This window comes from Cohnella sp. LGH (genome assembly GCF_017671885.1).
Classification (GTDB): domain Bacteria; phylum Bacillota; class Bacilli; order Paenibacillales; family Paenibacillaceae; genus Cohnella; species Cohnella phaseoli.
On the sequence record NZ_CP072117.1, the window covers coordinates 4,684,526 to 4,703,035 of the forward strand.

The 18,510-nt window shown below is 54.2% G+C and carries 22 protein-coding genes; 5 read left to right on the forward strand and 17 right to left on the reverse strand.

Translation table 11 applies throughout. The features are described from left to right. Window positions 1-58: 58 nt before the first annotated feature. The 8 genes from J4772_RS20160 to J4772_RS20195 form a co-directional block, all read right to left on the reverse strand. Complete coding sequence (locus tag J4772_RS20160; RefSeq protein ID WP_116062215.1) at window positions 59-259, reverse strand: YezD family protein; 201 nt, start codon at window positions 257-259, stop codon at window positions 59-61. A gap of 72 nt (window positions 260-331) precedes the next feature. Then, window positions 332-1,195: a sulfate ABC transporter permease subunit CysW gene (gene cysW, locus J4772_RS20165; protein ID WP_209071144.1), complete on the reverse strand. Its 864-nt coding sequence runs from the start codon at window positions 1,193-1,195 to the stop codon at window positions 332-334. Window positions 1,196-1,199: 4 nt separating this feature from the next. Continuing rightward, on the reverse strand, window positions 1,200-2,045 hold the full coding sequence (cysT, locus tag J4772_RS20170; protein ID WP_209071145.1) for a sulfate ABC transporter permease subunit CysT: 846 nt from the start codon (window positions 2,043-2,045) through the stop codon (window positions 1,200-1,202). A 31-nt stretch (window positions 2,046-2,076) separates the two neighbouring features. After that, on the reverse strand, window positions 2,077-3,192 hold the full coding sequence (locus J4772_RS20175; protein WP_209071146.1) for a sulfate ABC transporter substrate-binding protein: 1,116 nt from the start codon (window positions 3,190-3,192) through the stop codon (window positions 2,077-2,079). A gap of 409 nt (window positions 3,193-3,601) precedes the next feature. Beyond that, the gene (locus tag J4772_RS20180) at window positions 3,602-4,558 is read right to left on the reverse strand and encodes an ATP-binding protein (protein WP_116062211.1); all 957 of its coding nucleotides are present in this window, start codon (window positions 4,556-4,558) and stop codon (window positions 3,602-3,604) included. An 80-nt stretch (window positions 4,559-4,638) separates the two neighbouring features. Next, complete coding sequence (locus tag J4772_RS20185) at window positions 4,639-6,120, reverse strand: DnaD domain protein (protein WP_209071147.1); 1,482 nt, start codon at window positions 6,118-6,120, stop codon at window positions 4,639-4,641. A gap of 56 nt (window positions 6,121-6,176) precedes the next feature. After that, a complete protein-coding gene (locus J4772_RS20190) occupies window positions 6,177-6,596 on the reverse strand; it encodes a GtrA family protein (protein ID WP_209071148.1) in 420 nt (139 codons plus the stop codon). 43 nt (window positions 6,597-6,639) lie between these two features. Continuing rightward, window positions 6,640-6,951: a YuiB family protein gene (locus J4772_RS20195; RefSeq protein ID WP_116062208.1), complete on the reverse strand. Its 312-nt coding sequence runs from the start codon at window positions 6,949-6,951 to the stop codon at window positions 6,640-6,642. Between the two features lie 199 nt (window positions 6,952-7,150). Here J4772_RS20195 and hemQ point away from each other — a divergent pair, with 199 nt between their 5' ends. Next, on the forward strand, window positions 7,151-7,909 hold the full coding sequence (hemQ, locus tag J4772_RS20200) for a hydrogen peroxide-dependent heme synthase (protein WP_209071149.1): 759 nt from the start codon (window positions 7,151-7,153) through the stop codon (window positions 7,907-7,909). A gap of 107 nt (window positions 7,910-8,016) precedes the next feature. On the opposite strand, the gene aspA is transcribed toward hemQ, so the two are convergent. From aspA to J4772_RS20215, 3 genes are all read right to left on the reverse strand, one after another. Beyond that, on the reverse strand, window positions 8,017-9,435 hold the full coding sequence (aspA, locus tag J4772_RS20205) for an aspartate ammonia-lyase (protein ID WP_116062205.1): 1,419 nt from the start codon (window positions 9,433-9,435) through the stop codon (window positions 8,017-8,019). Between the two features lie 192 nt (window positions 9,436-9,627). Continuing rightward, window positions 9,628-9,903, reverse strand: coding sequence for a hypothetical protein (locus tag J4772_RS20210; protein WP_209071150.1), 276 nt, complete (start codon window positions 9,901-9,903; stop codon window positions 9,628-9,630). Then, window positions 9,903-11,099 (reverse strand): NAD(P)/FAD-dependent oxidoreductase, encoded by a 1,197-nt coding sequence (locus tag J4772_RS20215; RefSeq protein WP_116062203.1) that lies wholly within the window; start codon window positions 11,097-11,099, stop codon window positions 9,903-9,905. The genes J4772_RS20210 and J4772_RS20215 overlap by 1 nt, the downstream gene beginning before the upstream one ends. A 247-nt stretch (window positions 11,100-11,346) precedes the next feature. Here J4772_RS20215 and J4772_RS20220 point away from each other — a divergent pair, with 247 nt between their 5' ends. After that, the gene (locus J4772_RS20220) at window positions 11,347-12,342 is read left to right on the forward strand and encodes an NAD(P)/FAD-dependent oxidoreductase (protein WP_116062202.1); all 996 of its coding nucleotides are present in this window, start codon (window positions 11,347-11,349) and stop codon (window positions 12,340-12,342) included. Window positions 12,343-12,696: 354 nt separating this feature from the next. Here the strand turns inward: J4772_RS20220 and sda are convergent, their stop codons facing one another. From sda to J4772_RS20245, 5 genes are all read right to left on the reverse strand, one after another. Next, the gene (sda, locus tag J4772_RS20225) at window positions 12,697-12,840 is read right to left on the reverse strand and encodes a sporulation histidine kinase inhibitor Sda (protein WP_116062200.1); all 144 of its coding nucleotides are present in this window, start codon (window positions 12,838-12,840) and stop codon (window positions 12,697-12,699) included. 261 nt (window positions 12,841-13,101) lie between these two features. Then, complete coding sequence (locus J4772_RS20230) at window positions 13,102-13,773, reverse strand: YheC/YheD family protein (RefSeq protein ID WP_116062199.1); 672 nt, start codon at window positions 13,771-13,773, stop codon at window positions 13,102-13,104. A gap of 170 nt (window positions 13,774-13,943) precedes the next feature. After that, window positions 13,944-14,192 carry an aspartyl-phosphate phosphatase Spo0E family protein gene (locus J4772_RS20235; protein WP_181917793.1) on the reverse strand — a complete coding sequence of 83 codons (249 nt, stop codon included), beginning with the start codon at window positions 14,190-14,192 and terminating at the stop codon, window positions 13,944-13,946. Window positions 14,193-14,473: 281 nt separating this feature from the next. After that, window positions 14,474-14,833 carry an iron-sulfur cluster insertion protein ErpA gene (gene erpA / locus J4772_RS20240; RefSeq protein ID WP_209071151.1) on the reverse strand — a complete coding sequence of 120 codons (360 nt, stop codon included), beginning with the start codon at window positions 14,831-14,833 and terminating at the stop codon, window positions 14,474-14,476. Window positions 14,834-14,890: 57 nt separating this feature from the next. Beyond that, window positions 14,891-15,403: a hypothetical protein gene (locus J4772_RS20245; RefSeq protein ID WP_209071152.1), complete on the reverse strand. Its 513-nt coding sequence runs from the start codon at window positions 15,401-15,403 to the stop codon at window positions 14,891-14,893. 191 nt (window positions 15,404-15,594) lie between these two features. Between J4772_RS20245 and mqnE the strand changes: the two genes are divergently transcribed. Both mqnE and J4772_RS20255 read left to right on the forward strand, forming a co-directional pair. Next, on the forward strand, window positions 15,595-16,698 hold the full coding sequence (gene mqnE / locus J4772_RS20250) for an aminofutalosine synthase MqnE (protein WP_209071153.1): 1,104 nt from the start codon (window positions 15,595-15,597) through the stop codon (window positions 16,696-16,698). Window positions 16,699-16,775: 77 nt separating this feature from the next. Next, window positions 16,776-17,834: an NAD(P)/FAD-dependent oxidoreductase gene (locus J4772_RS20255; protein ID WP_116062194.1), complete on the forward strand. Its 1,059-nt coding sequence runs from the start codon at window positions 16,776-16,778 to the stop codon at window positions 17,832-17,834. Window positions 17,835-17,852: 18 nt separating this feature from the next. On the opposite strand, the gene J4772_RS20260 is transcribed toward J4772_RS20255, so the two are convergent. Further along, window positions 17,853-18,119 carry a YuzB family protein gene (locus J4772_RS20260; RefSeq protein WP_116062193.1) on the reverse strand — a complete coding sequence of 89 codons (267 nt, stop codon included), beginning with the start codon at window positions 18,117-18,119 and terminating at the stop codon, window positions 17,853-17,855. Window positions 18,120-18,218: 99 nt separating this feature from the next. On the opposite strand from J4772_RS20260, the gene J4772_RS20265 reads away from it, so the two are divergent. Next, window positions 18,219-18,461 carry a NifU family protein gene (locus tag J4772_RS20265; RefSeq protein WP_116062192.1) on the forward strand — a complete coding sequence of 81 codons (243 nt, stop codon included), beginning with the start codon at window positions 18,219-18,221 and terminating at the stop codon, window positions 18,459-18,461. Window positions 18,462-18,510 lie beyond the last annotated feature (49 nt).

Sequence of the window (18,510 nt, forward strand, 5' to 3'; positions counted from 1 at the left end):
AGACGACGCCAGGACGAATTCTCTGACGCCGTCATTCTATAAACTGGTATACAAGCCGTTAGGCTTGTTTGTAGGGTTCCCTCTGCACCTGCTTCGGCACGCTGCGAGAGGGGTCGTCATAACGCTTGCGTTCCTTGCGCTCAATCTGCACGATTCTTCCGTCATGAACAACGATGTTCACCTCGCCGTATTCCAATCCGTTCACCTGCTCGGCGATCCGCCCCAGCCAGCGTTCGTCTACCTCCAGCGGTTTAGCCATTTTCGTTCCTCCGTTTCGTTAGGTCTATTGCTCAATATAAGTTGAACCAAATGGAGCGAAGCCATTAGCGGGCTATTCTGAGTTCATGCGGCTTTCCAGAATGGATTTGACGATAAGCGTGACGACAGCCAGCACCATGAGCAGAGAGGCGACGGCGAAGGCGGCGCTGAACTGATACTCGTTGTACAAAATTTCGATGTGCAGCGGCAGCGTATTCGTCTCGCCCCGAATATGTCCGGAGACGACCGACACCGCGCCGAACTCGCCCATCGCTCTCGCATTGCACAGGATCATGCCATACAGCAAACCCCACTTGATATTCGGCAACGTTACCTTGAAAAATACCCGCCAGCCCTTCGCTCCGAGGCTGACAGCCGCTTCTTCGTCCGTGACGCCCTGCGTCTCCATAAGCGGGATCAGCTCGCGGGCGACGAACGGGAATGTAACGAACATCGTGGCGATCACAATCCCCGGCGTGGCGAAAATAATATGGATATCATGCTCGCTGAGCCAAGGCCCGAGCAACCCCTGCGCGCCGAACAGCAGCACATAGATCAGACCGCTCACGATCGGCGACACGGCGAACGGAAGGTCGATCAGCGTAACGAGCAAATTTTTGCCGCGAAACTTGAACTTCGTAATCGCCCATGCCGCCGCCAGCCCGAATATCGTATTCAGCGGCACGGCGATCAGCGCGGTAATCACGGTTAGGCGTAAAGCCGACATCGCGTCCGGGTCGGACAAAGCGCTTAAATAAGCAGCCCAGCCTTTGCGGAACGCCTCGGCCAGTACCGCCGCCATCGGCAGCAGCACGATCAGGGCGAGGAACAGCAGCGCAACGCCGATTAGCGCGTACTTCACGGCTTTCGGCTCCGACAGATGCGGCTTCGCCGCCTGTTTTTTCGCAGCCCGCGGATTCGTAACGATACCCGCCATCCGCTCAGCCCCCCTTCACGGCGCGAAGGCGGCGATTGCTCCACCTTTGCAAAATATTAATGACCAGCAGCAGAGCAAAGGAGATCAGCAGCAGCACGACGGCAATCGCCGCCGCTTGCGCGTACTGGTATTGCTCCAGCTTCGTAATGATTAGAAGCGGAGCGATCTCCGTCTTCATCGGCATGTTGCCGGAGATGAACACGACCGAGCCGTACTCCCCGATGCCGCGCGCGAACGCCAGAGCGAAGCCCGTCAGCAGCGGAGGAATCAAATCCGGCAAAATCACTTTGCGGAAAATGCGGAAACGGTACGAACCCAGCATAACCGCCGCTTCCTCCATATCGGCCTCCAAATCCTGAAGCACGGGCTGAACCGTTCTCACGACGAAGGGAATGCCGATAAAAATCAGCGCGATCGTAATGCCGATTGGCGTATACGCGACCTTGACGCCCAGAGGCTCCAGCAAGGAGCCGATCCAGCCTTTGGGCGCATAGATGGTCGTAAGCGCGATGCCCGCGACCGCCGTCGGCAGCGCGAACGGCAAATCGATCAGCCCGTCTATGATGCGCTTGCCGGGGAACTCGTAGCGCACGAGTACCCAGGCCAGCAGCAAACCGAACACGAAGTTGACGAGCGCTGCGATGAATGCGGTCGTTAAGCTTAACCTGTAGGAGGCGACGACGCGCGGATCGGAGACGGTATTCCACCATTGCGCCAGCGACAGATCCGCGGATTTGATCGCCAATGCCGCCAACGGGAGCAGTACGATCAAGCTGAGATAAAGAACCGTAAAGCCCAAAGTAAGGGAAAATCCGGGCAATATCCGCTCGTTTTTTCTTAATCGGATCATGTTGACGCGCTAACCTCCTGCCGGCCCTTGGTTAGGAACCCGGCGTATAAATTTGGTCGAACGTGCCTCCGTCGGAGAAATGCTTCGTTTGCGCTTCGTTCCAGCCGCCGAAATCCTGGTCGATCGTCAGCAAATTAAGCTGGCCGAACTGGTCTTTGTATTTGTCGGCCACCGATTGCAGGCGAGGGCGATAGAAGTTTTTCGCCGCGATCTCTTGGCCCTGCTCGGTGTACAAGTATTGGAGATATTCCGTAGCCGCTTCGCGCGTGCCTCTCTTATCGACGTTCTTGTCGACGATCGCTACCGGAGGCTCCGCCAGAATGCTCAGCGACGGCGTCACGATCTCGTAGTCGTCTCCGAATTCCTTCAGAGCCAAGTACGCCTCGTTTTCCCACGCCAGCAGCACGTCGCCAATCCCTTTCTCCACGAATGTCGTCGTCGATCCGCGGGCTCCCGTGTCCAGCACCGGCACGTTTTTGAACAGTTTTTTCAGAAAATCGAGCGTCTGCGTTTCGTCGTAGCCAAGCGTCTTCGTCGCGTAGCCCCATGCGGCCAAGTAGTTCCAGCGCGCTCCGCCCGACGTTTTCGGATTCGGGGTAATGACATGAATGCCGTCCTTGATCAGATCGTCCCAGTCCTTGATCCCTTTCGGATTGCCTTTGCGCACGAGGAAAACGATGGTCGATGTGTACGGAGTGCTGTTCTGCTCGAAAGTCTTCTGCCAATCGGACTTGATCAAGCTCGGCTCCACTAGCGCATCGATGTCGAAGCCGAGCGCGAGCGTAACGACGTCAGCCTCCAATCCGTCGATGACCGAGCGGGCCTGCTTGCCCGAGCCGCCATGGGATTGCTTGATCGTAATGTTGCCCCCGGTCTTCTGCTTCCAATATTCAGCGAAGCTCTTGTTGAATTCTTCATATAGCTCGCGAGTCGGATCGTAGGATACGTTAAGCAGCTCGATGTCCTTCGGAGCTTCCTTCGACGGCTCGGCGTGAGCCGAAGCGCTCGGCGAGCCGCTTGCGGCCGGCGTACTTGGCGATGCCGCTTTGGACGGCTCGCCGCTATTGTTTTTGGCGCCGCATGCAGTCAATACGGTTACGATCAATGCCGCAATAAGTACGAATTGGAGATTTTTCAATGTTTTCATGTTTATCCACCCCAACCAATGTCATTTTTGCGCTCCCGTCGCGCCGGATGGCCATTCCGGCCGCTCGGGAACGATCTCGGCATCCAGAGATCCGCCAACTTTGTGCTGTTTGCGAGTCGTCCTTTACCTAATAATTCGCATATACCAAGTAATTCATATATATTTACTTGGTATTGGAGAAATCTTAACAGGGCGACAAGTCGATTGTCAATAAGTGTCTATAAAAAAAACTAATAAATCCATAATGAAAAAAAGTAGCCTCTCTCCGACGTATTTTAACGTCGAAAGAAAGGCCACTTTTCACCTTATTGACGAATAGAAGCCGTATAAATCCGATATTCCCAAGGCTGCAAATCCACCGGCAGCTCGGTGCCCAACGATACCGAAGCACCGTCCGCGAGCTTCTTTTTCATTTCCCGGAGCCGCGATGATTGCGTCCCCGAACATGGATGATGTCGACGAACGGACGAATGCGGTCCATCAATCGTTGTCCCTTGTGCATCTCTTCGCCTTCCTTGTGCGTGAAGCTGAAATGCTTCTCGAGATCCTCGAGGGCGTGATTGGACGTGTAAAAGGTCGGCTTGCGGTTCATCCGATGGTTGAGTATCGCACCCAACACGTGGTCGCGAACCCATGGCGTCAAATTTTCCGCGCCGATGTCGTCGAAGACGAGCAAATCCGCCTCTTTCATCAGCGTAACCGTCTCTTTTAGCTTCTGCGGCTCGAACATCAGCGCCTTAGCGTCTTCGACGAAGTCCGGCATGTAGACGATGACGCCGGAGAAGCCTTTTTTGGCCAAGCGATGCAGCAGATAGCCGGCGAGATACGTTTTTCCGGTGCCGAAATCGCCCTGAAGATATAAGCCGCGCTTCGGCAATCCCGATTCCTCCGCGCCGTCGGCATACTCCTGAAGCTGATCTACGGCCACAGCGCGATTCGGGTCTAAGCGCATCATCTCTTCTTCGTCGTAATACTGCCCCAGCTCGGAATTGTCCAAATACAGGCTCGTCACTCTGCGGCGAATGCGTTCCTGGCCCTCGAATGCGATCCATTTGGAGCAAGGCGTTTTGTAATCGTTGATTTGCCAGCGGCCGTTTAAGCTTTCGCACGATATGCCGGTGGAGTGCCCCTGCATGTCGTTCGGACAAGCCTCGAGTCCGGGGCAAGCCCGGCAATTACGCGCTTCCTTAGTCATCTGGTATAGCCGGTTCAAGTTAAGCCGCAGCACCTGGTCGTCAAGCTCAGGGTAGCGGCTGCGCAGATCGACCACCAGAGGGTCGGCAAGCACCTGTTCGGCGATGTCCCGTCCTTGCCCCGACTGCGGACCGAACGGCAGCCGGCGCAAAGCGTCCTTCAATGATTCCATTGTCCGCGCCTCCTCATCTGCCGCCTAGAGACTGCGTCAAAATAAATTACTGCTAATTTCGTCGCAGCTCCTTACCGGCGTCATTTTTTGCTCTTCCGCTCCCTCGCGCGAGCAAGCATCCGCTCCAGCTCCTCGGGAGTCACCTCGTCCGCCGTCCCCGAATCTTTAACGACCGACATCGCAGGCTTCCGCCTTCCGCCGCCGCGTCCGCCCGATACTGCCGCGCGGGCAGAATCGTCTCCGCGGTTTTTGCGGTCTAGCGCTTCGTTCAGCTTCTCCTGCTCGCGAATGTACAGGATCGCCTTCTCGATCGTATCGATGCCTTTGGCCAGCATGTTCGACGCGATCGCGTCGACGAACGATTTCGTCAGCCGCTGCGCCCGTCCCAGCGAGAAAACATAATGGATCAGCACGTTGATGACCGGCTCGGGCAGCTTGTAGCTCAAATCAATGCGCTCGAATACGCGCACGAAGTTGTCCGGCACTTCCCCCGGAAAGAACCGCGCCAGCATCCGGGTATACGGCTCCCGGCGCAGCATTTCGTTATACCGCTCCACCGCAATACTCTCCTGAAACCGCTCGGGAATGTCGAGCAGCAGGGAAGGCGGAATTGCGACGGACTCGTCCCCTGTAAGGCTCCCCGTTCGTTCATCGCCTCGGGCGAGAAACCGCTCCCGCTCTTCCGCGCGCTTGCGATCCTGCCTGTACATCAGATTGGCCCGATGCTGCAGGTCGTCCCATTGCAGCGTGCCGTCGTGACGGAACATGCCGTCCTCGTCGAGCAAACGACAAATCTCCGGCACTTCCAAATCGTATTTGTAAGCCAAATAATTGATCTGCGCCATGGCCTGCGGCGCTCGATTCAGCCGCTCGACGAACACCCGGTTCGCCGATCCGCGCGGAAAACGCAGCAGCATTTCGCTATGGCGTATTCGCTCCGCAGGCTGGGAAGCTTTCTGCTCCTTCGCGACGGCGCTCTCGGACCAGCCCGCTTCCAGCTCCGGATCGACAAGGCCGGGGCTGATGCGAAATATTTCCGAGAAGTGCACCGTCGCCTCCTCGCGGTTAACGAAACGCGCCAGCTCGGGCGGCGGCTCGGGCGCAAACCCGTCGCGCAGCTCCAGCAGCGCGCTTTTGCCGATTTTGTCGCACAGCAGCAGCGTTAGATGCTCGCTCGCGAAAAACTCGGCCGGACTGAGCGGCGCAATCAGCGCATACTCGTACAGCGTCTCCTCGGACAGCGGATTATGATGGCGGTAAACCTGCAGCAAGCCGATCGCTTCCAGTCGCGAGGCCGCTTCGACGACCGCCTGGCGGCCGCCTGCGTTCAGCTCGATTCCCAGCCCCAGAAACAGCTTGCGCTGGGACTCGGGAGTCGATATTCCGGATGCATCTTCGGCGATTTGGTGATAGAGCAGCTGGTAGAAAGCGGCCGAAACGGCCCCCGCCATCGGCTGATAAAAGCCGACGAGCGCCTTCCGATCCAGGCCGCTGAGCGCAAAATCTCTGCGGACGATAAAGCGATGATTTTCCGTAAATTCCATTAAATTCGACACGCGCATTGCGGGATCGACACTCTTTTCTTCAAAGTGATGATCCTACTATTGTAACATATAAATCAAGCTTCGGGCTCGCCGATTCGCTGGCGTTCCTTGCCGCCGAATACCCATAGTCGATATCCCGCATAGTTCACCGCAAGTGAAACGAATACGGAGATCGCCTTGGCTAGCGCCGCTTCCAGTCCCGCGTATTCGAGCCCTAGCAGCGCAGCCGTAGCCGCGGCGAACGACACGACGTTAACCGCAACGAAGCGAACCAACTCCGCCGCGTTTTTCTGTCCCCGCACCCCGAACGTCCAGTAGCGGTTCAGCAAATAACTGTTCGCAGTTCCCGCTAGATAAGATAGGACCTGCGCTCCCGCAGTCGACATTCCCAACCCGTAAATCAAAGCACAAAAAACGGCGAAATCCACACCCGTGTTCAACCCGCCCACGAGCGCGTACTTCGCCATTTTCAACATTTCCGATAATCGGAGCATGCGACTCCCCCCGCCTTCGCGCGACTTGGCTTTAAGCCGCGGTCTAGAACATTTTGTATCCGCCGCGCCGCAGCGCGCGAATCGCCCAACCGCTTAAGTACGCACCGACGGCGCCGGCCACGATCAGAATCGTATCGGACACAAGCAGCGATTGTATATTTTCGGTGACGGTCAAATCCTCTTGCCACAGCTGCCAAATGCCGAGCGGAATGACAACGATCACAAACAGCCACAACGGAAACCAGGTCGTCTTGATCAGCATGTTCAAAATAAAGCCAATGCCGAAGAAGAGCACCAGACAGAGCAGCGAGCCGATAATTCCGAACAAGACGCCGCCAAGGACTCCACCGATCATTACGCAAACCTCCACAAAATCAGACTCTTTTCCAGTTTACAAGCTGCTCGGTCCGCAGTCAACGCGGTGCGTGTGAATGAGCTGTGAACAAAAAGCCGAAAACAACGTTTTCCTTCGATTTACGAGTCTTCGGCGTTTGCCCCTCGCTCTCCGCTTGGGCTACAATGGAATAAACAGCTTGGACAAGGAGAGATGACCGATGAGCGAAGCCGCTCAAACATTGGATGGATGGTATGTGCTGCACGACCTGCGCACGATCGACTGGCAAGCCTGGAACGCCGCGACCTCCGAGGAACAAAAAACCGCGCTGGACGAACTTGCGAAGCTGCGCGCCGAATGGACGGCGACGGAAGAGCGCAAGGAAGGCAGCTACGCCTTCTATTCGATCGTCGGACAGAAGGCCGACTTCATTCTGATGCATCTGCGGGAGACGCTGGAGGAGCTGAACGAGATCGAGAACGCGTTCAACCGCTCGAGCTTTGCCCGTTATACCGTGAAAGCTTACTCCTACGTCAGCGTCGTAGAGTTGAGCAACTATATGGGTACTCCAGGCGTGGATCCGATGCAGGTGCCAGAAATTGTCGCGCGCTTGAAGCCGATCCTGCCTAAGAGCAAGCATATTTGCTTCTACCCGATGAACAAGAAGCGCAACCTGGAGGACAACTGGTACATGCTGCCGATGGAAGAGCGCAAGACGCTGATGAGAAGCCATGGCATGATCGGCCGCGGCTATGCCGGCAAGGTCAAGCAAATCATCTCCGGCTCGGTAGGCTTCGACGATTGGGAATGGGGCGTCACCCTGTTCTCCGACGACGCTTTGCAGTTCAAGAAGCTCGTCTACGAGATGAGATTCGACGAAGTCAGCGCGCGTTACGGCGAGTTCGGCTCGTTCTTCGTCGGCAATCTGTTGACGGAAGAAGCGTTCGAGACCTTGTTGCCTAGAAGCTCCGGGAACTGATTCTCAGCAGATTTAATTAGGAAGTCCGAAGTTGCAGTCGGGCTTCCTTCCGAATCGCCAAAAAAAGTTCGCGCCATCTCCCCTTTTTCGGGATAGCGCGAACTTTCTTAAAGCTGCTCCTTCAGCAGATGCTCTCCGGCGATCCCCGGCGTCGTCATCTGGATCGGATCGAGAATTTCGTCCATTTCCTCCTGCGTCAGCAAGCCCTTCTCCAGGATCAGCTCCTTGATCGTCATGCCCGTCTTCGTCGCTTCCTTGACCAACTGAGCCGCCACATCGTAACCGAGATGCGGGTTCAGCGCCGTGACGATGCCGAAGCTTCTGTCCACGTACGCCTTGCATTTGGCCCGATTCGCCTCCATCCCCTCCAGCGCGTAGCGGTTAAAGACGTCGAGCGATCGCTGCAGCACTTGTAGCGATTGCAACAAATTAAAGGCGATGACCGGTCCCATGACGTTCAACTCGAATTGCCCCGCCTCGGAAGCCATACAGATCGTATGATCGTTGCCCATCACCTGGAAAGCCACCTGGTTCACGACCTCGGCCATAACCGGATTCACTTTGCCCGGCATAATTGAAGAACCCGGCTGTCTCGGCGGCAGCAAAATTTCATTTAAGCCGACATGCGGGCCGGACGCCATCATGCGAATATCGTTGCAGATTTTCGACAAATTGACGGCACATACTTTAAGCGCGGCGGACAGCTCCGTGTAGGCGTCCGTGTTCTGGGTCGCGTCGACGAGATCGGGAGCGGAACGGATCGGGATATCCAACTCGTCCGCCATATTGTCCACGACAAGCCGAATATATTCCGGCGTTGCGTTCAGTCCGGTGCCCACCGCCGTCGCGCCCATATTCACCGAAAGCAAACCCTCGGAAGCCCGGCGGATGCGTCCCATGTCCCGCTGCAGCACCTTCGAATATGCGCCAAACTCCTGGCCCATGCGAATCGGAACCGCATCCTGCAAATGGGTTCTGCCCATTTTGATCACATCGTCAAATTCCGCTTCCTTGCGAACGAATCCTTGGCGCACCTCTTCCATCGTATCCAAGAGCTGATCGGTCAAGCGATGAGCCGCGATGCGAAGCGCAGTCGGAATCGCATCGTTCGTCGATTGCGACATATTGACATGGTTGTTCGGACTGCAGTGAAAATAGTCGCCTTTCGCTCGCCCCATCAGTTCAAGCGCCCGATTGGCCAGCACTTCGTTCATATTCATATTAATGGAGGTTCCCGCGCCGCCTTGAATCGAGTCGACGATAAATTGGTCGGACAGATCGCCTCGCGCAACTTCCTCCGCCGCCTGCACGATCGCTTGTCCGATCTGCGCCGGCAATCTTTTGAGCTGCATGTTCGCTTGAGCGGCCGCTTTCTTCACATGGGCGAGCGCAACGACCAGCTCGGGATGAACCGGCACTCCTGTAATCGGAAAATTTTCCACCGCGCGCAAAGTCTGAATTCCGTAATACACCTCTTCCGGCACTTCCTTGCTTCCGATCGAGTCTTTCTCCGTTCTTCCAGGCATTTCTGTTCCTCCCTTGTCATTCCCTTTCTCCATTCCGCTGGGGACATCTCATCGAAGCCTTTGGTTCACCCTATAAATTACTTCTCCTTCTTATTGTACACTGAAACAAAGACAAGCATAGCCGCCAAAATGCAAAAACCGGATCGCGACCGCTCCCGCTTCCGCGGAGAGCGGCCCGATCCGGCCGTTCGATTAATCGTCTTCTTCCAGTGCGCTCATCTGGGCTTCCCACTCGGCGCGACGCTTCTCTTCCAAATACTCCTGCGTCATCCGGTCTCTCGCGCGTCCTTTCTCCTTCAACCGTTCAATGCCCGGCTGAATGAGCAGATCCACTTCGGCTTGCACCGTGGCGACGAGATCGTAGCGCTTCTGCGTCTCCAGATAAGAGCCGACTTCCATCAGCGCGTTGTAACGGTCCAGTTCGTCTCGCGTCAACAGGCCCCGCACTTGCACGCTGCAGTGTCTCATTACAGGAATTTACCTTTGCGCAGCACAAGCGGAATACCGCCGATGATGAACAGATATCGAATGTCGATCAGCTTCTTCAGCCACGACGCCGTACGACCTTTGTACTTCTTGCCGAACGCAAGACCGATCGCCTCGCCTTTGCCGAGCGATGCTACCGCGCCTTTGTTCGAGAACGCGAAGGACTTGAGCGGCTGATTGCGAATCGATGCGACCAGGTTGTGCGCGCAGTTGACGCCCTGCTGCATCGCGATTTGCGCTGTCGGCGGGTACGGACGCTCGTTTTCCGGGTTGAATACCAGCGAGTTGTCTCCCAGTACGAAGATGTTCTCATGGCCAGGAGCGCGCAGGAATTCGTCGACCTTAACGCGGCCTCTCATCGTCTCGATGCCGGCTTCTTCGATCAGACGGTTACCGCGAACGCCACCCGTCCAAATGACCGTCTGCGACTTGATCTCTTCGCCTTCGCCGACGATAACGCCGTCCGCCGTGCACTCCTTAACAGCCGTGCCGATGCGGAACGTAACGCCTTTCTTCTGCAGCACTTGCATCGCATACTCGACCAGCTCCGGATCGAAGCCCGGAAGCGCAGTCGGAGCCGCTTCGACGTTAACGATCTTAACGAGCGATTGATCGACGTCGAACTGCTTGCACAGCTCGGGAATGCGGTCGGCCAGCTCGCCGAGGAACTCGATGCCCGTAAAGCCCGCGCCGCCGACGACAAACGTCAAATAGTCCGTGCGGTGAGGCTCGCGCTTAAAGCGCGCGAATTGATATTCGATATGCTCGCGAATGAGGCGAACGGAGTTGATGCTGCGAATGTTGAACGCATGCTCGATCATTCCCGGAATGCCGAACGTTTCCGGCTCGCCGCCAAGACCGATGATCAAATAATCGTAAGAAAGCGTTCCGTCTTCCAGAATGACCTTGCGATCCTGAGGACGGATTTGTACAACCGTCGATTTGACGAAGTCGATCTTGAACTCGTCGATCAACTTGGAGATGTTGACGCGGGCATTCTCCGGATTGTCCGTTCCTGCGGCAGGCATGTGCAGGTGCGTCGTAATGTAATGATAATCATGCTTGTTGACCAGAGTGACATCCGCTTCATTATAATTCAATTCCTTCTGCAGACGAAGCGAAGTCAAAACACCGCCGTAGCCTGCGCCCAGAATGACGATCTTAGGTATACTGCTCATTGATGATCCCATCCAATCCTTTTGTGTGGTTAGTTTGTGAAAAATTACACAATCCCTTTCGTTAATCCACTTAACGAAATTCTATAGTTGATCATATCGGCTTTTCCAACAATTTTCAAGGTTCTTTTTCATGAATATATTTGGACATTTGTACAAAAAGCTTTCTTCTCTTAGTCGACAAGTTTATAATTGAAGCGTTTAGTAGCAAGCTGCTACTATCGGCATCAAAACACGGAGGTGTCGCATTTTGAATTCCAGTAATACGTCAATCGTGGACGTCGCGATTATCGGCGGAGGACCTGCAGGCCTGTTTGCAGCCTTCTACGGCGGTATGAGACGGATGTCCGTCAGTCTGATCGAGAGCATGCCTCAGCTCGGAGGCCAGCTTGCCGCACTGTATCCCGAGAAATATATATATGATGTCGCGGGATTTCCGAAGGTGACCGCCCAAGGACTCGTCGATAACTTGAAGGCTCAGTTGGAGCTTTTCAAACCCAACGTTTGTTTGGAAGAAAAAGTAGCCCAACTGACCAAGCTTGAGGAACGCCTCTTTGAAATTGTTACCGATAAAGGGGTTCACCATGCACGCGCCGTCATTATTGCCGCGGGCGTTGGAGCGTTCGAGCCGCGCAAGCTGGAGCTGCCTGAGGCAGCCGCTTTCGAGAAAGCGAACCTGCACTATTTCGTCAGCGATCTGGAAAAGTTCCGCGGGCAGAAAGTGCTGATTAGCGGAGGGGGCGATTCTGCGCTGGATTGGGCGCTCATGCTTGAGCCAATCGCCGAACAGGTGACCCTCGTTCATCGTCGGGACAAGTTCCGCGCTCACGAGCACAGCGTCGAGCTGCTTCAGCGCTCCAGCGTTAAAGTTGTCACGCCGACGGAAATCACCGGCCTGCACGGAGAGGGCGCGATTTCCCGCGTTACGCTTACCGACGTCAAATCCGGGGAAACGACCGAGCATGAGGTCGACGCGGTAATCATTAACTTCGGCTTTGTGAGCTCGCTTGGCCCGATCGCGGAATGGGGCTTTGACATAGAGGGCGGATCGATCGTCGTCGATTCCCGCATGGAGACGAGCATTCCGGGCATCTTTGCCGCCGGCGACATTACGACCTATCCCGGCAAGCTTAAGCTGATTGCCGTCGGTTTCGGCGAAGCGCCTACGGCCATTAACAATGCCAAAGTCTACATCGATCCGGACGCCAAGCTGTCTCCAGGTCACAGCAGCAACATGAAATTTTAAGCAAACCTTTCATTGAAGGATCATAAAGTTCGCTTAGGCATCGCTTTTTAAACAATTATAATAAGGGCATCCTAGCTTAGGAAAACCGGTTGTTGCCGGCCTAAGGAGGATGCCCTGTTTGATATGTCCGATCTGCAACGCTTTAAGCCCCCTAGAGATTTTTTGTCCGAATTGCGGTTCCGCCGCCGAAGACGAAGGTCGTTCGAGCGATTGGAGCGGACCCTATTCTCCCTACGAGCCCGAGCTCGTCTCCTTCGAGGAGCCTTCCACTGCCGAAAGGACGACTTGCCGGCACATCGTTCGCTGTGTCGGCTGCCAATATGCATTTCCGGTGGAAATTGCCGCATGGCATATCTAGACAACCCTTTCTTCGGGAACCGTCAGCTTCCTACGCCGGATTTCCGTTCGTAGCAATCGTACGAATTCCCTGTCCAGTTGCATGCGCAGCGCGCTCCGATAAGCATCCAACAACAGTTCATCGGTTAACAACGGCAACATGACCCACACCCTCTCCTTAGGTTTGTGAAGGCATCATAGCATGCCTGGAGCAGGGGGGACAAGCCGACAATTATCCACAAGGCAATGTGAGTAAGTTGTGTGTATTTTGTTGAAATCTGCCTCAAAACCTTGATATATCGGTGTGTATATTGTGGATGAAGTTATACACAGGTTTTTGGGCGATTTTCCAATAAAAAACTTTCATAACCGCAAAATATTTAATTACCGTCTTCTATAGAAAATTTTGTCGATAATTTTCGTTTACTGCGGTCGAGTATTGACTTCAAGCATCCAAATATGTCCTTTTCGGTCGATCGCGTAATCGTAACCCAGCTGTCCGATTCCCGGGTAACGACTCTCAAGCAGCGCCGTTGACGCCTTCGTCAAATTTCGCATTTCGCGCTTCTTCTTTCCGACAAGCTTCGCCGACAGCGAGCGGCGAATCCCTTGCGCTGCCGTCATCTGAGTGCCTCCGCGGCACAGGTTGGTTACGAACAGGCCCCGTCTCGCCAATCTCCCGACCATCGACCGATACGTCCATATTCCGTTTTCTTTGACATATTTCACGCGGTAATCGATCGGCCGGCCTCCGATTGTCGCCAGCCGGATCCCTTTTTGAATCAAATAAGTCCGCTTCAGACGCGCGGAGTTCACAGCCTTCATCAATCTCTCGAATGAGGAAAACGTTCTTTTATTGGATTTATTCGTAAGTCTGTAGGACGAGCCGAGCTTCTCGATTTTCATGACGCCGATTCCTCCGCCGCCGCGAACCGGTTTGATGACAACCATGCCGTGAACAGCGATCATCCTGCGCAAGTTCGCCGCATTCAGCAGCCTCGAAGGCGGAATATGTCTGGCGATATAGGAATTGGAGCGCAAAGCGTTCGTCTTCACCCACTTGTTGGCTAACTGCCTGCTAATCGTGACTTCCATATAACGGCTCCTTCCCTGAGGGTATGATTATACATACTCATCGCGAAGGACAGGTTCTTGGATGGATGACGCCGGAAATTCGCCCCAATTTGCGAAGGAACGCCAAAAAAGCCGATGTCAATTATCGGCAGGCATCTAATCTAAATAATAACGAAGTTGGAGTACAGCGCTTATCTGCGGGCTGTAACGCTCTCGCTGCGTCTAGAATGGTAGACGAATCTATGTCCGGCTTTGGCCGCCGCTCTGGCACGCTGCTGACATTTCGCGTAACGGTTCAGTTCCTCGTCCAGCAGTTGGGAAATTTCCAATACCTGCGCATGACGCATATCCCCATTTTTTACGTAAGCAAGCACCATTTCATTCCGCAGATTTTCGATATTGCGCTTCAGCGCCGTTAACCTCTTCTCCCGAAATTCCATTTTTGGTTCCGCCTTTCTCATTGGGGTTTCTCAACTCCCAACTTTGCCCTGTTATAACTTATCATAAACCGAAAGTTTTTGGAAAGTTCCTTAGGGAATATTAAGCAAATATTAGCTTTTTCAACCAAAACAAACAAGTCCTTTTTAATCTCGTGAAATGTAGTTGAAATGGAAGTCTGTTTATGCTCACAGTTATCCAGCGCAAAAACGGCCTCCAAGACGAATTAGTCATAGACTAACATCGTCTTGGAGGCCGTAATCTAACGCCTATAATTACCCGATTAGCAAGGCTCAGCCGCAGGATTGCCCGCTTCCTTCGCCGTACGGAACGAGGAGCCGCAGCCGCAAGTGACGGTTGCGTTCGGATTGTGAATGGTGAAACCGCCGCCCATGGCGGATTCCTTCCAGTCAATTTCCAAGCCGCGCAAGTATTTCATGCTTTCGCTATCGACGACCACTTTGACGCCGCGAACTTCCATTTCGCTGTCGCCCTCTTTGATTTCATCGTCGAAGCCCATGCCGTATGAGAAGCCGCTGCATCCGCCTTCCTGTACTCCAATGCGCAGAAACAAATTCGGAATTTCTTCCGCGGCAAGCATTTCCTGTATTTTCTCTGTAGCCGATTCGCTGATGTTCATCATTGTCGGTTTCCCTCCCTAGACGATACTGTTCTCTTCCTCAGTATACTCCAGAGAGCTCTAAGCCTCAAGAGATCCATCGCCCGTAGGCTGGTGTGCGATCCCCTTCAATTCGATGCGGCAGCGGAATTGCCCTTTCTCGTTAAGCAGAAAATCGGCCAATCGATTAAAAACGTGCGCCAAATCCTGTCCAACCGATTCCGTGTCCAGTGTATAGCGGAATTGATCGGCGGAAAGACTGCGAACGTCCTTCCGGACGCTGTCCAGCCTTCCGGACGCTTGCATTCTCTTCCATTCCTTGGACGGCTCGAATTTATCCGCTTTACGCACAATCTGCTCGTAAATGTGCTGCTTTTTAAGCCACATGTAGTATTGAATCGGATTGTTCAAATTCCAGGCCTGGCTAAGATCCTTGATCGTATACGCCGCCCTGTACTGCCTCAGCGTTTCGATTTTCTCGGTTTCCTCTAGCTTTTCCAGTTCGTGAAGGGGTAAAATATCCGGTTTCAGATTAACACACCGCCTTATTCGATATTTTATTTTTACAATAACCATAATTTTCTTATTATTCAAGTTGATTCCCCTTTTTGCGTTAGTTTATACCCTTTTCTATTTCCAGTTGCCGTAAGGGGGGTTCAGGTTTATAATGTTTACAGGTTGTTCACATTTGGGTTTATATGTTTTTCTGGAAAGTTATTTTTTTCACAAACAGTCGACATCCCTGTCGCACTACTTTTATTTCATTACGGCTGGAGGCGCATGCCATGACTCTCGTTACGACACATCCTGACCGCCAAATGGCGGAAATCGCCGATAAAGTCCGGAACGGTCAACGTCTGTCCCTTGAGGACGGACTTTTCCTCTATCGCTCCGACGACCTGTTGACGATCGGGCAATTGGCCAACGAGGTGAATCTAAGGAAGAACGGCAAGAAGGTCTACTTCATCGAAAACATGAGTCTTTACTTCACGAATGTATGCGAAGCGCGCTGCGCTTTTTGCAATTTCCGTAAAGACGAGGGACAAGAGGGCTCCTATACGCTAACGCCTCAGGAAATGATCGATTACGTCGAGCAGCACATTCATCCCGGCGTCCGGGAATTCCATATCGTCGGCGGCCACAATCCTCATGTACCGTTCGACTATTATGTAGAATCTATTCGCGCGCTGAAGGAAAAATATCCTAACGTAACGATGAAGGCCTATACGGCAGCCGAAATCGATTTCTTCTCCCGCATTTCCGGACTGACATACCGTCAAGTGCTGGAGCGGCTTATCGAAGCCGGCCTGGAAACGTTGACGGGAGGCGGCGCGGAAATTTTATCCGATCAGTATCGGAAAAAAATGCGCGTAACCAAGGCGAATATCGAGCAGTATTTGGACGTACATCGCACGGCGCACAATCTCGGCTTGCGCACGCATACGACGATGCTGTACGGCTCCGTAGAGTCGTTAGAGGAGCGTGTGCAGCATATGATCCACGTTCGCGACCTGCAGGACGAGACGAACGGCTTCCAGGTGTTCATCCCGCTGTCGATGCAGCCGATCAGCCCGAAAGCGAGCATCCGGCGCAGGAATTCCGCTTACGACGATCTTAAAGCGATCGCGATCAGCCGTCTGATGCTGGATAACATCCAACATATTAAAGCCTACTTCATCAACATCGGCACTCAGCTTACGCAAGTCGCGCTCACGATGGGTGCCTCCGATGCGCACGGCACGATCGTCCGGGAGAAGATCAGCCATGCGGCTGGCGCATTAACTCCGGACGGCATTACGCGCGAAGACCTGGTATGGCTCATTAAAGGCGCAGGCCGAATTCCGGTGGAACGCGATACGTTCTACAACGAAGTCAAAGTATACGAGTAATTGGGAGTTCCCCGTCGAGTAAGACGGGGGCTCTTCTGTGTCATACTAAAGCGAACCGACATCAAAGGAGAGCGTTTATGAGCAAGGTCGTTATTTTAGGCGGCGGGTACGGAGGAATGATGGTCGTGCAGGAGTTGTTGGAGCATATTCCCGCCGATCGGCAGCTTGTTCTTGTCGAACGGATGCCCTATCAGGGGTTGAAAACGGAGTATTACGCTCTTGCGGCCGGAACGGTGTCCGATCTGGAGCTGCGCGTCAACTATCCCGTTCATCCGCAACTGCAAATGATTTACGGAAATATTACCGACGTCGATCTGGATCGCCAAATCGTGCACGTGTCCAATCAGGAGCCGATCGCTTACGACTCTCTCGTCATCGCGCTCGGCTGCACGGATAATTATCACGGTATCCCGGGTGCTGTCGATTATACGTGCAGCGTCCAGTCTTTGTCGGCAGCACGCCGCACCTTCCAGCAGATTAACGACATCCGCCCGTACGGCCAGCTGACAATCGTGGGCGGAGGCTTGAGCGGCGTCGAGATTGCTGCCGAGCTGCGCGAAAGCCGCTCGGACATCAACATTCGCATCCTTGATCGGGGCAATAGCGTCCTGTCCGCTTTCCCCGGCAAGCTGCAGGAATACGTCGCTTCCTGGTTCGACCAGCACCATGTGGAGATGCGTTCACACATCGGCATCACCTCGCTGGAACAAGGCGTCATCCATAACGGTTCCGAGCCGATTTTGACGGATGTTACCGTGTGGACCGCCGGCATTCAGCCGGTCGACCTCGTCCAGCGGATCTCGCTGCCGAAAGATCCTCAGGGGCGTCTAGTCGTAAACGAGTACCATGAGCTGCCCGACTATGCCCATGTTTTCGTGATCGGCGATTGTTCCAGCCAGCCCTTCTCTCCAAGCGCCCAGCTGGCGGGAGCGCAGGGCAAACAGGTCGCCGAGGTCATCCGGGCCCGTTGGCACGGCAAAGAGCCGAGACTGGGCGGAATCAAGCTCAAAGGCGTGCTTGGCTCGCTCGGCAAGAAGGCCGGCTTCGGCTTAATGGGCGCGACGCCGCTGCTCGGTCGCATTCCGCGGATGCTCAAGAGCGGAGTACTGTGGAAGAGCAAGCGCCATTTCGGTTAATCTGCGGGACAAGTCCGATCAGAGATCGCCCAGCAGCTTGTCTAGAGCGCTTCGCTCTTCCTCCTGCTGGCGAAGCGCCTCAAGCACCAGGTCGTACAACTGCTCGGCCGACTCGGCTACGACGCTCTCTCCGTTCACCAAGGCGTACGGGGACAGGTAGCATTCGCCGCAATTGCCGAGACATCCGTATTCGATCACTTCGACATCGGGGAGCTGTTCCAGCTTTTTCAGTACCTCGTCCGTTCCATGATGAGCGTTGCTGACGCAAAACTCCACGATATTCATCTGTATTCGCTTCCTCTCTTCGACAAAAAATGCGAAACATGGCCGGTTTGAAATTAACCCTTTTTGTACTATAATAGACTATGAAAGGAGTGGATGATCATGAGTACGAATGCTCCAAGCATTTACGACGAAGTGAGCGACGTTCTTGACAAGCTGCGTCCGTTCTTGCAACGCGACGGAGGAGACGTCGAACTCGTCGACATCGAAGACGGCATCGTTAAGCTGCGTCTGATGGGCGCTTGCGGCAGTTGCCCAAGCTCCACGATCACGCTCAAAGCCGGAATCGAGCGCGCATTGCTGGAAGAAGTCGAAGGCATTCAGGAAGTCGTTCAAGTGTTCTGATTTTCCTTCATCGAAGCCAGAAGGTTTAGAAAGGTCCTGCCATCGGCAG